The sequence below is a fragment of the Variovorax sp. YR216 genome, assembly GCF_900107745.1.
GTDB lineage: Bacteria > Pseudomonadota > Gammaproteobacteria > Burkholderiales > Burkholderiaceae_C > Variovorax.
In genome coordinates, this window is sequence record NZ_FNRO01000002.1 from 896,452 (window position 1) to 910,429 (window position 13,978).

A 13,978-nucleotide genomic window follows, 5' to 3' on the forward strand; every position below is an offset into this window, starting at 1 on the left:
CCGATCAGACTTCAGCTTGCGCTGGCGCAACTGCGGGCGCTGCGCCGTGTTTCCTCGTCCGGGCCGAGCGGGTCCATCGCGGCGCGCAATTGCCGCAGCACGGCAGCGTCCGCCTCGGAGGCATCGGATGTCCGCGCAGCGATCCGTTGCTGCAGGATCTCGTCCGGCGCCTGGCACGCCAGGATCTCGAACCGGGCCCCGCAGGTGCGTGCGAGTTCACGTGCCACATCGCGTTCGCCGCGCTTGAGGAACGCCGCGTCGATGACCACGGAGAAGCCGGCCGCAAGAAGGATGCGGGCAAGGGCGAACAGGCGTTCGTAGGTGCGGGTGGTCGCGTCGCGCGAATAGATGTCGAGCCCGCGCGCGCGCGAGCTCTCCAGTGCGCCCAATCCGAACAGCCGCTTGCGTTCGACGTCGGAGCGCACGCGGATCGCCCCGATCTGCTCCAACAGCCGCTGCGACTGGAAAGTCTTGCCGGAGCCCGGCAGGCCATGCGTGATCACCAGGCAGGGCGGCGCCGGCTGGGACCATTCGAGCGCCGCGCGCACGTAGGACGCGACGGCGTGGCCGTTGGGCGCGCGCAGGTGCTCGACCTGGGCTCGCACCAGTGCACGGTAGACGAGTGCGTAGCGCAGGACCCCTGCCGCATCGTGCTCGCCTGTAGCGTCGAGCCACTCATTGAGGAAGCGCCAGGCGAAATCCGGCCGGCCGCGCGCCGCGAAGTCCATGACGGGAAACGCCGCATCCTCGGCGATATCGATCCATCGAAGCGCCGGTTCGAAGTCGATGGCATCGAAGGCAGCGGGATGACCGTCGAGATCGACGATGTTGTCCAGGTGAAGGTCGCCATGGCACTCGCGGATCCGGCCCTTTCGCCGTCGCTCGACCCATTCGGGCCAGAGCTTTCGCGCTCCGGCTTCCAGCCACTCGCGCAACTGATCGCACTTGGCTGCGGAAAGGACCGGACGCACGCCGTCGAGCGCAGCCAGCGCACGGGAGAGTTTGCTCGACTGCGCAGCCGGCGCGCGACGGCTGACCGGCGCCGCCGCATGCGCAGCGGCCAGCATGGCTGCAAGGCCATCCACCTCGCGCGCGGACAGCACGCCTGCGGCCAACCGCTCGCTGAACAGGGCGCCGTCGGCGAAGCGCCGCATGTGCACGGCGTAGTCGAGCACCGGACCTGGGCCGTCAATCTCGGGTGCCGACGGCTTGCCCGTGATGCGTGCGACGCCCAGGTACAGCGAGGGCGCCGTCCTTCGATTCACGCGCAATTCCTCATGGCAGAAGTGCCGCCGCCTTTGCAAGGTCGTGTAGTCAAGGAATGCGAAGCGCACCGGCTTCTTCACCTTGTACGCAAATTCGGGCGTGAGCAGGATCCACGAGATGTGCGTCTCGCGCACCTGCGCGCCCAGGCGCAGCGCGAGCGCGTGCACCAGGGCCGCGCGCTCCGCCAACTGGCCCGGCGGGATCGGAACGTCCGGTTCCGCAGGCACAGGTGCTACTGGATGACGATCTTCGAGGCGGCGACGGGGGCCTTCTTCGGCAGCTCCAGCGTCAGAACGCCATCCGCGTACTTGGCCTGCACCTTGGTGTCATCCACTTCCTGGCCCAAGCTGAAGGTGCGCGAGATCGAGCCGTAGTAGCGCTCGCTGCGAAGCACCTTGTCGCCGTCGCCCCGGGTTTCCTTCTCGCTCTTCGTCTCGGCATCGATGCTGACGGTGTGGCCGTCGACCTTGATGCTGATGTCCTCCTTCTTCACGCCGGGGATGTCGGCCTTCACGTTGAAGGCCTTGTCGTTCTCGGTCACGTCGATGCGCATCTTCAGCGGCGTCGGCTCACCCTCGAAGACGGTGGGGGAGAAGAAGCGTCGCAGCGCCGTTTCGAAGTCGTTGCCGAACACCGGGTCCAGCAGTCTCAGGTTGCTCATGGTGGTTCCTCGGATCGAAAAGTGACTGATGACGCGCGGGCCCATTGCACCGCGCTGTAATCAATGTAGGCCGACACAGGCGCGAGAGGATTGATCTGGCTCAACCGCCGGGCCGAGCCGGCTTTCGACAATGGCGGCATGAAAAGATGCCACATGTTCGTCCTGGCCCTCGCGGGGGCCGTCTGCCTTTTTCTCTCGATGGCAGCCGTGGGTGCGGCGCCGGCGTCTCCGCGGGAACTGGCGGCGCTCTACCGCAGCCAGGTGGATCGCGCACTCGCCGTGCCCGATGGCGAAGTGCGGCGCTACCAGACACTTGCCGAGGCGGCACTGCGCAGCGCGCAGGCGGACCTGTCCGGCGCGCAGTACCTGCTCGTGGTCGATCGCGACCCGAAGGTGCAGGCGGCGCTGCTGTTCTGGCGCTCGGCGTTCGGCGACTACCGCTTCATCGGCGCATCACCGGTGTCCACTGGACGTCCCGGCACTTTCGATCACTTCGAGACGCCCGCGGGCGTGTTCGAGCATTCGCCTTCCAACCCCGACTTTCGCGCCGAGGGCACCTTCAACAGCAACGGGATCCGCGGCTATGGCCGCAAGGGCATGCGGGTGTACGACCTGGGCTGGCAACGCGCGCCGAAAGGCTGGGGCGATCGCGCGACGATCGAGATGCGCCTGCAGATGCACGCGACGGAGCCCGATTCGCTGGAGCATCGCCTTGGCAGCGCCCAGTCCAAGGGCTGCGTCCGTATTCCGGCCACGCTGAACACACTGCTGGACCACTACGGCGTGCTGGACGCCGAGTACGAGCAGCTCGCGGCCGACGGGCAGGCACAGTGGGTCCTGAAGGAGGACCGCGAGACGGTGGCCGATCCGGGGCGCTACGTCATCATCGTGGACAGCGGTCTCACGCGCCGCGCGCCATGGACGGCCTCACCGCCAGCCCCGCGCGGGCGCGGACAGGGCGGGTGAGTCCGACGCTTCCGAAAGGGACGGACGACGCACCGCGACATACACCAGCCGCCGGTCGCGCATCACCAGCAGCGCGACGTTGCGGCCGGGAAGCACCTTCGCCGCGGCACGCCGGTAGTCCTCGACATGGTCCAGCCGCGTGTCATTCAGGGCCACGACGACGTCCCCCGGGCGAAGGCCCTCGCTGCGCGCGGCGCCCACGGCGTCGCGGACCATGAGGCCGCCGTCGATGCCGAACTGGGCGCGCTGCGTTGCCGGCAACTCGCCGAGCGTGAGGCCCAATCCATCGGCCCATTCGTCGAGGTTGTCCGGTCGCAGGACGCTCTCCCGGGGCACGCTTTCCGAGAACACGACATGGATCGGAACCTGTCCGCCTTCGCGCCAGACATCCAGAAGATGGCGGCTGCGGGGAGGCTGCGTGGCGATCCGCTGGAGGAGGTCCGTGAAGCGGGCGACCGGCACTCCGTCCAGTGCGGTCACGACATCGCCGCGTTTCAGTCCGGCAGCCTGTGCGGGGCCGCGTGGGTCCACGCGCACCACGAGTGCCCCCGCGGCATCGGACAGCCCGAAGGCCTGCGCCAGCGCCGGTGTGACTTCCTGGAACTCGGCGCCGATGCGTGCCCGCCGCACATGCCCGGTCGCCTTGAGTTCCGTGGCGACCTTCATCGCGGCGTTGATCGGCACCGAGAAGGAAAGTCCCATGTAGCCGCCGCTGCCGCTGTAGATCAGCGAGTTGATGGCGACGACTTCGCCCCTGCTGTTGAACAGCGGGCTGCCCGAGCTGCCCGGATTGATGGCGACATCGGTCTGGATGTAGGGCACGCCGGCCGCACCGATGAATCGATCAACGGCGCTCACGACACCGGCCGTCACGCTGCCGTGAAAGCCGAAGGGTGCGCCGATGGCGGCGACCCAGTCGCCGGGCGAGAGCGTGGAGGAATCGCCGATGGGCGCCGGCGCGAGGCCCTTCGCGTCGATCTTCAGCAAGCCCACATCCGTGGGTCGGTCGATGCCGACCACCCGGGCGAAGTAGATGCGTCCGTCATCCAGCCGCACGCGGATCTCGTCCACATTGGCGATGACGTGGGCGGCAGTGAGGATCAGGCCGTCGCTGCTCAACGTCACGCCGGAGGCCAGGTCACGGATCTGGCTGATGCGGGCGCTGGCCGGCAGCGGTCGCGCGAGCGGGTCGGAGAAGTCCATCTCGGGCTCGAAGTCGAGTTCGACATCCTCGCTGGCCGCGTCCCGGATCTGGCGCCCGATCGCCAGCGTGCTGATGTCGACCACGCTCGTGCGGCGGCTCGCCACGAGCGACGAGAACGCGGGTGCGGTCGGCACGGCGTATTCCGCCGCGGCGGGCGCGCTGGCGAACTGGGCTGTGGGGCGCGTGCTCTCGGATGCACAGGCGCCGAGCAGGCAGCCCAGCGCGAGGAACGCGAGGCGAAGTCGGAAGCGGGGAGCGTGCATGGCTCATGGTCGTCCGCAAGCACGCCGACGGACTTGCGCTGGATCAAGGCGCCGCACCCGCCCGGGCCGCAGACTGGCGGGACGACGAGCGGCTTTGAAAGCAACTGCCATGCACACACCGAAATCCATCCTGCTCCATCTCGACAGTTCTCCACGCGCCGCGGTGCGCATCCGGCTTGCGCGCGCGTTGGCCGACACCTTCGAAGCGGAAGTGACGGGGCTGCCCTGTGCGCTGACGGCCTTGATGCGCTATCCGTTCGCATTGACCGCGGCGCCTGATGCGGTCTGCATCATGAAGGAGCTCGACAAGGAATGCCGGGACAAGGCGCTCGCGCACTTCGTCGATGCCGCCGGCGGTTCGCCGCGCCTGCATTGGGAAGAACCACGCGGCGATGAACCTTGGGCGTTTGCCCGGCGGGCGCTGTATGCCGATCTGCTGGTGCTCGGTCAACGCAACGAAGAGGATCCCGATGCGGGCGACCTGCCGCCGGATTTCGTGTCCAGCGTACTCGTCGAATGTGGCAAGCCCGCGTTGATCGTGCCCTACGCGGGAACGGTGGAGGAGGTGGGGCAAACCGTCCTCATCGCCTGGAAGGAAACGCGCGAGTCCGCGCGTGCCGTGACAGCCGCGCTGCCCTGGCTGGCGCGGGCGCGCGCAGTGCACGTGGTGGGCTATGGCGAGGCGGCCGAAACTTCACTGCGCAGCCTGCAGACCTATCTGCGCGCCCAGGGCGTCAAGGCCTCGGTGCGAACGGGTGGGGCGGACGACAGCGAGATCGGCGAGCGCCTGTTGTCGCTCGCGGCGGACGTGGGTGCGGACCTGCTGGTGATGGGCTGCTACGGCCACAGCCGCGCCCGCGAATGGGTGGTTGGCGGCGCCACGCGCTCGATTCTCCAGTCGATGACCTTGCCGGTCCTGATGGCGCATTGATCCTTCGCAGCGGGGCCGGCGTCTGCCGTCAGGTCAGGCTTCCGAAACGACGGCCGAAACCGAGAAATCATCGGTGACGAGCGCCACCGGCCGGGTCGGGTCGCGACGATGGTGATGCAGCGCCGTCTGTTCGATCACACCGAAGTGTTCCCTGCAGGCCTGGACGAGGCTGTCTCCGCCACCCGTGGCGCCGAACAGATCGCGCAGCGCGTCTTCCGAGATCTCGGCGATCACCCGGCGACCGGTGAGTCCATCGGGATAGATCGAAAACAGGACACTGGCTCGATCGAAGCAATAGATCGCATCGGATGTCATGTCGATGTACCTCCGCGCCTGACTCAGCCGTCGAGGGGAACGCCGCCGCCGAAGCGCGCGGTCCAGCGGTCCCAGGCATCCTGGTAGAGGGCGACGTAGGTTTGCGTCATCGCTCCCCATGCACGCAGCTGTGCTTGCTGGAGCTTCTCTGCCGAATCCTGAAGCAGGTGTTGCCACCCGGCGACGGAAAGCAGGAAGGCGTCTTGACGACGTACCTCGGGCGATTCAGGTTGATTCATTGGGGGCCTCTTCACTGGGGAATGTTCAATGCGCCATGAGGACTGGCACGGTCATGTGTTCAAGGATCCCGCGTGTCATGCCGCCGAGAACCAGTTCGCGTACGCGTGAGTGACCGTAGCCGCCCATGACAAGAAAGTCGCCTTGCAGGTCGCAGATGCGCGACAGCAACGCATCGGACATCGGCACGTCGCAGACCAGCCGATCGGTCGTCGCCGAGACGCCGTGCCGTTCGAGCCAGTCCGAAAGATGCAGTTGCAGGAGCGGCCCGGCGCTGTCGTCCTCGCTCTTCCCGGCGAGCTGCAGCAGCGTCACCTGGTCTGCGCGGCTGAGCATCGGTAGGGCGGCATGCAGGGCGATCGCCGCTTCGCGCGAGCGGTTCCATGCGACGACGATGCGGCGCGGGCTCGCCTTGAACTCGCCGGCGTACGGCACCACCAGCACCGGACGTCCGAGGCCGAGCATCACCTCGCCCACGAGGCCATGGGAGGGCGCGTCCGTCGGGGTAGCGCCGCCTTCCTGCCCGAGCAGCACCAGATCGCTGGTCCGCCCATGATCGATCAGGGTGTCCGTCGCCAGGCCGTCCACCTGGCGCAGTTCGAAGGAGACCGATGGCCAGGCCTCCATCCCGGTACGGAAAACGTCGGCGATGTTCTCGGCGCGGCGCTTCAGATAGGCGGCCGATTCGGCGATGTAGTCGCTGGCGCCCGTGTCGATCATGCCGGCCGGGATCGACCCTTCGTAGAGGCCTGTAGGAAGCAAGCCGACCAGGTGTGCGCCGTGCTCGTTTGCCAGTGCCCCGGCAAAGGCGATGCGGGTGGCGCAGCGGCTGCTGTTGTCGACGTGGACCAGGATTGTCTTGTAGCTCACGGCCGTCCTTTCCTTGTCGAGCCGGTAGGCGAGGGTTTCGATGCTAGGCACGTCGGCAGGAGCGCCTGTTGATCTGGGTCAATTGAGGCGCGGGAACCTCCCCGAAGATGCCCTGGGCCGTGGCTGTCGTGCCGGCGTTTGATCCAGCACAAGCCAGTGCGCCGTCGTCGTCCCTACATTGGTCCGCAGCGAAGGACTTCGCGCCCCTCGTGTCCCATGTGAAAGGAGTCTCATGAAATCCGATGCAATGATCCGAAGCGATGTTCTGGCCGAGCTCGACTTCGACCCCGCGATCAGATCGACCGATATCGGCGTGACCGTGAAGGACGGGGTGGTCACACTCACGGGACCGCTCACGAGCTACGCGGAGAAGCGCGCGGTCGAACGGGCGGTCCAACGGGTGCATGGCGTGCGCGCCGTCGCGGTGGATATGACCGTCAGCATGCCCACCGGCCACGAGCGCACCGACGCCGATCTCGCGAGCGCGGCCGAGCGCGCACTTCTATGGCATGTGCTGGTGCCTGACGGCAAGATCCGTCCCGTGGTGGAGAACGGCTGGATCACGCTCGAGGGCGAAGTCGAATGGGCCTACCAGAGCCACGCGGCAGAGACCGCGGTGCAGTCGCTGGTGGGTGTCGTTGGTGTCACGAACCGCATCGCGGTTCGCCCGCGGTTCAGTCCAGCCGACATCCAGAGGAACATCGAGCAGGCACTTCTGCGCCAGGCCCATCGGGAATCGCAGCACATCGACATCGTGGTGGACAACGCGGTGGTCACCCTGTCGGGCAAGGTTCATTCGTGGGCCGAGCGACGGGCGGCGCAGGGCGCCGCCATGGCCGCGCCGGGTGTCGGGCGTGTGATCAACCACCTGCTGGTGGAAGCCTGATCGACTTGCGGGAGACCTGACCATGGCACGACTGACATCCGAAGACCGTGAGCAGCTGCGCAGGCAGCTCGAAGTGCTGAAACAGCGCACGCTCGACGAACTGCGCCGGCGCACCGATCCGACGGACGCGATCGCGGAACGGGTCTCGTACGAGCATGAGGTCCACAACAACGCCGAGGACGCGGAAGAAGAGCGCAGCGAGGACTTGCGCTTCGCCGAGATCGACATCGATCGACGGCGGCTGCAGGAAATCGAAGAAGCCCAGATGCGGATGGCGAAGGAAAGCTACGGCGTTTGCATCGATTGCGGCGAAGACATTCTGCGGGAGCGACTCATGGCCTACCCCATGGCGCTGCGCTGCAGCGCCTGCCAGGCTGCCTGGGAGCGCAAGCGTCGCGGCTGAAGCGAAGCTGAACGCGCCATGTCGGCGAGGGGGGGATGCGTCATGCCGTAGGGGCTGCCCGGTTGATGAGCGAAAGAGGTGCCACTACGATGGCCGCGTGAACACTGTCGCAGCCCCCCATCTCGCCGTTCTGGACGACGAAACCGAGATCACCCGGATGCTGACCGTCTACCTGACGGCCCAGGGCTTTCGCGTGAGCGCCTTGCATTCGGGCCCGGAGCTGATGGCCCTGATGGCTCGCGACGCGCCGGCGCTGCTGCTGCTCGATCTCGGCCTGCCGGGGGAGGACGGGTTCGCCATTGCGCGCGCCGTGCGGGAGCACTGGCGATGCGGCCTCATCATCGTGACGGGTCGCGGCGACGCGATCGACAAGGTGGTGGGCCTGGAGGTGGGCGCCGACGACTATGTCACCAAGCCTTTCGACCTGCGCGAGTTGCTGGCGCGCATCAAGGCCGTCTTGCGGCGCACGGCACCGGCGCTGCCGATCAACCCTCCGGTCGCCCCGCCGATGCCCGCGTCGAGCGGGCAGGTGCTGCGCTTTGCGCAATGGGAGCTGGACGTGGCGTCGCGGCGCCTGCTCGATCCCGGCGGCATCGAGACCTCGCTGACCACTGGCGAATTCGAGCTGCTGAGCGTGCTGGCAACCCATCCCAACCGGGTGCTGACGCGCGACTTCCTCCTCGAATCGACCCGTGGCCGCGAAGCGGGACCCTTCGATCGGACCATCGACGTCCAGATCGGGCGTCTGCGCCGCAAGCTGGAAGCAGATCCGGCGAACCCCCAGATCATCAAGTCGGTGCGCGGCGCGGGCTACATCCTGGTCGCGAAAGTCGAGGCGCACTGACCGGGCCGGTCCTGCACCGGGGTTGACCGCGATCAAATTCGGCGGTCGCGCTGCGTTGACAGGCACCGCGCATTGGCGATGATTCCAGGTGCGCCCGGTGCCTTCGCACCAGGAATGGAAAGGGGATCCGTATGGCATCGACTTCATCCAGCCCGCGCGGCGCCTTGGCCTTCCCGATCTGCGCGCTCGTTGCGCTGCTGGCTGCGCCACCCGTGTCACGCGCCGAAGAGGCGCCCGCCGCTGCGCCGCCCACGCCCTGTTCCGTTTGCGGCAAGGTCGAATCCGTACGCCAGGTCAAGAGCTCGAAGCCCAGCTCGGGCGCCGGCGCCGTCGCCGGCGGGGTGGTGGGGGGCGTGATCGGCCATCAGGTCGGCAGCGGCAGGGGGCGGACTGTTGCCACCGTCGCCGGCGCGGCGGGCGGCGCCTATGCGGGCAACAAGGTCGAGAAAAACAAGAACGCGAAGACCGTCTATGAGGTCAGCGTGCGGATGCAGGACGGCTCGATGCGCACGGTTCAGACGACTTCCGCGCCACCGGTCGGGCAGGCGGTCACGGTCAAGGGCGACTCGCTGCAGGCGACGAGCAGCAAGAAGAAGTAGCGGCGACGTCCGATGCCCGGTGCGGGGGCATCAAGGCACACCACCGAACAGCATCCCCACGCCCGCCGTCACCGCCATGGCCAACGTGCCCCACAGGGTCACGCGCGTTACGCTCTTGGCCACGGGCGTGCCGCCGATGCTGGCGGCGATGGCGCCAAGCAGGGCCAGGAAGAGAACGGCGCTGGCGATGGTCCATTGCAGCAACAGATGCCCGGGTGCCAGCGCAACAACGGCGAGCGGCATTGCCGCGCCCGCGGCAAAGCTCGCGGCAGATGCCATCGCCGCTTGCAGCGGGCGCGCACTGAGCGCCTCCGACATGCCGAGCTCATCGCGCGCATGCGCACCGAGCGCGTCATGCGCCATCAGCTGAGTGGCGACCTGACTGGCGAGTCCGTGTTCGAGGCCCCGGCGGATATAGATCGCGGTCAGCTCGCGATGCTCTGCCTCGGCGTCCGTTGCCAGTTCGTGGCGTTCGCGCTCCAGGTCGGCCTGTTCGGTATCTGCCTGCGAATGGACCGAGACGAATTCGCCGGCCGCCATGGACATGGCGCCCGCCACGAGGCCGGCCACCGCGGTCGTCATGATGTTGGCGTGACTGGCCTGTGCGGCCGCGACACCCGCGACCAGGCTGGCAGTGGAAATGATGCCGTCATTGGCGCCGAGCACGGCGGCGCGCAGCCAGCCGATGTGTTCGGTGCGGTGTCGTTCGAAATGTGCGCGGGCGTGGATGGATTTCATCGGATGTCTTCAGGGCAGCATGCGAACCAGCGTGTTGTCGCGGGTGACATAGTGATGGACCAGGGCCGCCGCGGCGTGCAGGCCGATCAGGAAATGCATCGTCTTCATGTTCGCGCGCAGGTCGCTGCCCTTCGGGGCGAATCCCCGCAACTCCATGCAGGCGTAAACGGCGGCGAGAAGCACGAGCGTCAGCCAGTGCAAACCGATGAGCGGCTTGCTGTAGCGGATGCTCGAGTTCTTGAATTCCATGTTCCTCTCCGTGGGTGGTGGCCGGGCCCAAGTCCGGTTGAACTGGGCGCGGTCCCCGTAATGTCGGGTTCGATTCTGAACGAACCCTGATGCCGGGCTGCGCCATCAAATGCGCCGCGGGCTTGTGCCGTGATAGCGTGTCGACCCATGCCTGACATGCCCCCTGAGAACGAAAACGACAGACACCCTGCGAGCGTGCGAGGCAGCGCCTTCGAGGTACTGCTCGCCTTCTTGAAGCTTGGCCTGACCTCGTTCGGTGGTCCGGTTGCGCACCTGGGCTACTTCCGGTCCGAGATCGTGGAGCGCCGTGGCTGGCTCGACGAGCGCAGCTATTCGGACCTGGTGGCGCTTTGCCAGTTTCTTCCTGGCCCTGCCAGCAGCCAGGTCGGGTTGGCGATCGGGCTCACGCGTGCCGGCTGGCTCGGCGCGTTGGCGGCCTGGTGCGGCTTCACTCTCCCGTCCGCCCTTGCACTCATCGTGTTCGCGTACGGCATCGCGCAGTGGGGTGTGCTCGCGGGCAGCGGCGCGGTGCACGGCCTGAAGGTCGCGGCCGTCGCGGTGGTGGCGCAAGCGGTCTGGGGCATGGCCCGGAACCTGTGCCCGGATCGCGAGCGGACCGCCATCGCCGTCGTCGCGGCGCTGCTGGTCCTGGTGCTTCCGACCTCGCTGTCCCAGGTCATCGCCATCGCGGTGGCGGGGCTGGTCGGTTGGCGGATGCTGAAGCTGCCGCCGCAGCAGCCGGTTGCCCATCGGCGCTATGGCGTGTCACGGACCGCGGGCGTCGTCGCGTTGACGCTTTTTTTCGGGCTTCTCGTCGGCCTGCCGCTCATCGCCCTGGCGACCCGGTCGCAACTGTGGATGCTCGTCGAAGGCTTCTACCGCGCGGGTGCGCTCGTGTTCGGCGGCGGCCATGTGGTGCTGCCCTTGTTGCAGGCGACGGTCGTTCCGGCGGGGGTTGTCACGAATGAGCAGTTCCTGGCAGGGTACGGCGCGGCGCAGGCGGTGCCCGGCCCCTTGTTCACGTTTGCGGCTTATCTGGGCGCCGTGATGCACGGGCCGCTGTCAGGCTGGACGGGCGGGCTCACGCTGCTGGTCGTGATCTTCGTGCCGGCGTTCCTGCTCGTGGTCGGGGCAGTGCCTTTCTGGGATGCCCTGCGGCAGAAGGAGGCGGTGCAGTCGGCGATGGCCGGGATCAATGCCGCCGTGGTCGGAATCCTGCTCGCCGCCTTGTACGACCCGGTCTGGACGAGCGCAATTCACACGCGGCTGGACTTCGCCACGGCGCTTGCGGCGTTCGCGCTGCTGGTCTACGCCCGCGTGTCGCCCCTCATCGTGGTGCTTCTGGCCGCTGCGGCCGGCTGGGCCTTTCTTGGCTGAGTCGCCGGGCGACGAGCGTTCCGACGAGACCGGGCGCAAGATGTTCTCGGTCGTCGCGTTGGGCGTCTGTCAGTTCCCCGCAAGCAGGCTGCCAATAATTATGAATTCAGTTTTTGCGCATTCGGAAGATCTGAAACAAGGAGACAAGCCTCATGGACCGCTACGCAGAGTTCTATCGCCGTTCCATCGACGCGCCGGAAGCCTTCTGGGCCGAGCAGGCGAAGCTCATCGACTGGAAAACGCCGCCCGGCCAGATCCTCGATGCGAGCAAGCCACCTTTCGTGACCTGGTTTGCCGGCGGGACGACCAACCTCTGCCACAACGCGGTCGACCGGCATCTCGGGAGCCGAGGCGACCAGCCGGCGCTGATCTTCGTGTCGACCGAAACGGGCGTCGAGAAGACCTATTCGTTCCGTGAGCTTCATGCCGAAGTCCAGCGCACCGCCGCGAGCCTGATGGAGCTCGGCGTGGGGAAGGGTGACCGGGTGCTGATCTACATGCCGATGATCCCGGAGGCGGCGTTCGCGATGCTGGCCTGCGCGCGCATCGGCGCGATCCATTGCGTGGTGTTCGGCGGCTTCGCGAGCGGTTCGCTGGCATCGCGCATCGAGGATGCGACGCCGAAGGTCATCGTCAGCGCCGACGCCGGCTCGCGCGGCAACAAGGTGCTGGCGTACAAGCCGCTGCTCGACGAGGCGATCCGCCTGTCGGCGCACAAGCCGTCGGCGGTGCTGCTGGTCGACCGCGGTCTCGCGCCGATGGATCTGACCGAGGGGCGCGACCATCTCGCGGCCGGTCTGCGCGACAGGCACATGAATGCGCAGGTGCCGTGCACCTGGCTCGACGCGACCGACATCAGCTACACCATCTACACGAGCGGCACGACCGGCAAGCCCAAGGGCGTGCAGCGCGACACCGGCGGTTATGCGGTGGCACTGGCCGCGAGCATGAAGCACATCTTCGACGGCCGGGCGGGCGAGACCTATTTCTCGACCAGCGACATCGGCTGGGTGGTGGGCCACAGCTACATCGTCTACGGCCCGCTGATCGCCGGCATGGCGACCATCATGTACGAGGGCCTCCCCACGCAGGGCATCGACCGTCAGCCGGACGGTGGCATCTGGTGGCGGCTGGTCGAGAAGTACAAGGTGACCGTGATGTTCAGCGCGCCGACCGCGGTGCGCGTGCTCAAGAAGCAGGATCCGGCGCTGCTCAAGAAATACGACCTCTCGAGCCTGCGGGCACTGTTCCTCGCCGGCGAGCCGCTGGACGAGCCGACCGCACGCTGGATCAGCGACGGACTGGGCGTGCCGATCATCGACAACTACTGGCAGACCGAATCCGGCTGGCCGATCCTGACGGTGGCGAACGGCGTCGAGCGCATGCCGAGCAAGTTCGGCAGCCCGGGCATTCCGATGTACGGCTACAAGGTCAAGATCCTTCATGAATCGACCGGTGAGGAATTGACCGGCGCCAACGAGAAGGGCGTGGTCGTCATCGAAGGCCCGACGCCGCCCGGCTTCATGCAGACGGTGTGGCGGGACGACGCGCGCTTCGTCAATACCTACTGGAAGAGCATCCCGGGCAAGATGGTCTATTCGACCTTCGACTGGGGCATCCGGGACGAGGACGGCTATTTCTACATCCTGGGCCGCACCGACGACGTGATCAACGTCGCCGGTCACCGGCTCGGCACGCGCGAGATCGAGGAAAGCATCTCCGGTCATGCGAGCGTCGCCGAAGTCGCGGTCGTCGGCGTCGCCGATCAGCTCAAAGGGCAGGTGGCGCTGGCCTTCGTGGTGTCCAAGGAAGCCGGGGCGGTGAGCGATGCCGATCTGGCATTGCGGCTGGAAGGCGAAATCATGAAGCGGGTCTCCGACGACCTCGGTGCGCTCGCGCGGCCCGCGCGGGTGCGCTTCGTGACGGCCTTGCCCAAGACCCGCAGCGGCAAGCTGCTCCGGAGGGCGATCCAGGCGGTCTGCGAGCACCGTGACCCCGGCGACCTGACCACGATCGACGACCCGACCACGCTCCAGCAGATCAAGCAGTTGCTCTGACGCCACAGCGCGAAAAGCGCGCGGAACAGGCCAGGAATACCGCGGAACCGGCTTCGCCGGGCCGCTGGTATTGCCCCCTGCAAGGGGGTGGAGAGCGACACGCAGTGCGCGA

General features: G+C 67.3%; 16 protein-coding genes. 8 read left to right on the forward strand and 8 right to left on the reverse strand.

Annotation, left to right across the window (positions count from 1 at the left end; genetic code table 11):
* Nucleotides 1–11: 11 nt before the first annotated feature.
* Nucleotides 12–1,493 carry a bifunctional aminoglycoside phosphotransferase/ATP-binding protein gene (locus tag BLW05_RS09225; RefSeq protein WP_256330132.1) on the reverse strand — a complete coding sequence of 494 codons (1,482 nt, stop codon included), beginning with the start codon at nucleotides 1,491–1,493 and terminating at the stop codon, nucleotides 12–14.
* A 5-nt stretch (nucleotides 1,494–1,498) separates the two neighbouring features.
* The gene (locus BLW05_RS09230) at nucleotides 1,499–1,927 is read right to left on the reverse strand and encodes an Hsp20/alpha crystallin family protein (RefSeq protein ID WP_093161914.1); all 429 of its coding nucleotides are present in this window, start codon (nucleotides 1,925–1,927) and stop codon (nucleotides 1,499–1,501) included.
* A 153-nt stretch (nucleotides 1,928–2,080) separates the two neighbouring features.
* On the opposite strand from BLW05_RS09230, the gene BLW05_RS09235 reads away from it, so the two are divergent.
* Nucleotides 2,081–2,893 carry a L,D-transpeptidase gene (locus BLW05_RS09235; protein ID WP_143044803.1) on the forward strand — a complete coding sequence of 271 codons (813 nt, stop codon included), beginning with the start codon at nucleotides 2,081–2,083 and terminating at the stop codon, nucleotides 2,891–2,893.
* Here BLW05_RS09235 and BLW05_RS09240 read toward each other — a convergent pair.
* Complete coding sequence (locus BLW05_RS09240) at nucleotides 2,855–4,360, reverse strand: trypsin-like peptidase domain-containing protein (RefSeq protein ID WP_093161917.1); 1,506 nt, start codon at nucleotides 4,358–4,360, stop codon at nucleotides 2,855–2,857. The genes BLW05_RS09235 and BLW05_RS09240 overlap by 39 nt on opposite strands.
* A 109-nt stretch (nucleotides 4,361–4,469) precedes the next feature.
* Between BLW05_RS09240 and BLW05_RS09245 the strand changes: the two genes are divergently transcribed.
* Nucleotides 4,470–5,291, forward strand: coding sequence for a universal stress protein (locus tag BLW05_RS09245; protein WP_093161918.1), 822 nt, complete (start codon nucleotides 4,470–4,472; stop codon nucleotides 5,289–5,291).
* 33 nt (nucleotides 5,292–5,324) lie between these two features.
* Here the strand turns inward: BLW05_RS09245 and BLW05_RS09250 are convergent, their stop codons facing one another.
* From BLW05_RS09250 to BLW05_RS09260, 3 genes are read right to left on the reverse strand one after another with little or no spacing between them, the layout of a single operon-like run.
* Nucleotides 5,325–5,606 carry a hypothetical protein gene (locus BLW05_RS09250; RefSeq protein ID WP_177142598.1) on the reverse strand — a complete coding sequence of 94 codons (282 nt, stop codon included), beginning with the start codon at nucleotides 5,604–5,606 and terminating at the stop codon, nucleotides 5,325–5,327.
* Between the two features lie 23 nt (nucleotides 5,607–5,629).
* Nucleotides 5,630–5,845, reverse strand: coding sequence for a hypothetical protein (locus BLW05_RS09255; protein WP_093161920.1), 216 nt, complete (start codon nucleotides 5,843–5,845; stop codon nucleotides 5,630–5,632).
* A gap of 25 nt (nucleotides 5,846–5,870) precedes the next feature.
* Nucleotides 5,871–6,713 carry a universal stress protein gene (locus BLW05_RS09260; RefSeq protein ID WP_093162169.1) on the reverse strand — a complete coding sequence of 281 codons (843 nt, stop codon included), beginning with the start codon at nucleotides 6,711–6,713 and terminating at the stop codon, nucleotides 5,871–5,873.
* A 232-nt stretch (nucleotides 6,714–6,945) separates the two neighbouring features.
* On the opposite strand from BLW05_RS09260, the gene BLW05_RS09265 reads away from it, so the two are divergent.
* The 4 genes from BLW05_RS09265 (at nucleotide 6,946) to BLW05_RS09280 (ending at nucleotide 9,445) form a co-directional block, all read left to right on the forward strand.
* Nucleotides 6,946–7,599 (forward strand): BON domain-containing protein, encoded by a 654-nt coding sequence (locus BLW05_RS09265; RefSeq protein ID WP_093161921.1) that lies wholly within the window; start codon nucleotides 6,946–6,948, stop codon nucleotides 7,597–7,599.
* Between the two features lie 22 nt (nucleotides 7,600–7,621).
* Entirely contained in the window at nucleotides 7,622–8,002 is a 381-nt protein-coding gene (locus BLW05_RS09270; protein WP_093161923.1) for a TraR/DksA family transcriptional regulator, read from the forward strand.
* 97 nt (nucleotides 8,003–8,099) lie between these two features.
* Nucleotides 8,100–8,846, forward strand: a complete 747-nt coding sequence (locus BLW05_RS09275; protein WP_093161924.1) for a winged helix-turn-helix domain-containing protein — start codon at nucleotides 8,100–8,102, stop codon at nucleotides 8,844–8,846.
* Nucleotides 8,847–8,977: 131 nt separating this feature from the next.
* Nucleotides 8,978–9,445, forward strand: coding sequence for a glycine zipper 2TM domain-containing protein (locus tag BLW05_RS09280; RefSeq protein ID WP_093161926.1), 468 nt, complete (start codon nucleotides 8,978–8,980; stop codon nucleotides 9,443–9,445).
* A 30-nt stretch (nucleotides 9,446–9,475) separates the two neighbouring features.
* Here BLW05_RS09280 and BLW05_RS09285 read toward each other — a convergent pair whose 3' ends face one another.
* Nucleotides 9,476–10,183 (reverse strand): VIT1/CCC1 transporter family protein, encoded by a 708-nt coding sequence (locus BLW05_RS09285; RefSeq protein WP_093161927.1) that lies wholly within the window; start codon nucleotides 10,181–10,183, stop codon nucleotides 9,476–9,478.
* Nucleotides 10,184–10,192: 9 nt separating this feature from the next.
* Nucleotides 10,193–10,432 (reverse strand): hypothetical protein, encoded by a 240-nt coding sequence (locus tag BLW05_RS09290; protein WP_093161929.1) that lies wholly within the window; start codon nucleotides 10,430–10,432, stop codon nucleotides 10,193–10,195.
* A gap of 147 nt (nucleotides 10,433–10,579) precedes the next feature.
* Here BLW05_RS09290 and chrA point away from each other — a divergent pair, with 147 nt between their 5' ends.
* Both chrA and BLW05_RS09300 read left to right on the forward strand, forming a co-directional pair.
* Nucleotides 10,580–11,809: a chromate efflux transporter gene (gene chrA / locus BLW05_RS09295; RefSeq protein WP_371126925.1), complete on the forward strand. Its 1,230-nt coding sequence runs from the start codon at nucleotides 10,580–10,582 to the stop codon at nucleotides 11,807–11,809.
* A 152-nt stretch (nucleotides 11,810–11,961) separates the two neighbouring features.
* On the forward strand, nucleotides 11,962–13,866 hold the full coding sequence (locus BLW05_RS09300; RefSeq protein ID WP_093161930.1) for a propionate--CoA ligase: 1,905 nt from the start codon (nucleotides 11,962–11,964) through the stop codon (nucleotides 13,864–13,866).
* Nucleotides 13,867–13,978: the final 112 nt, after the last annotated feature.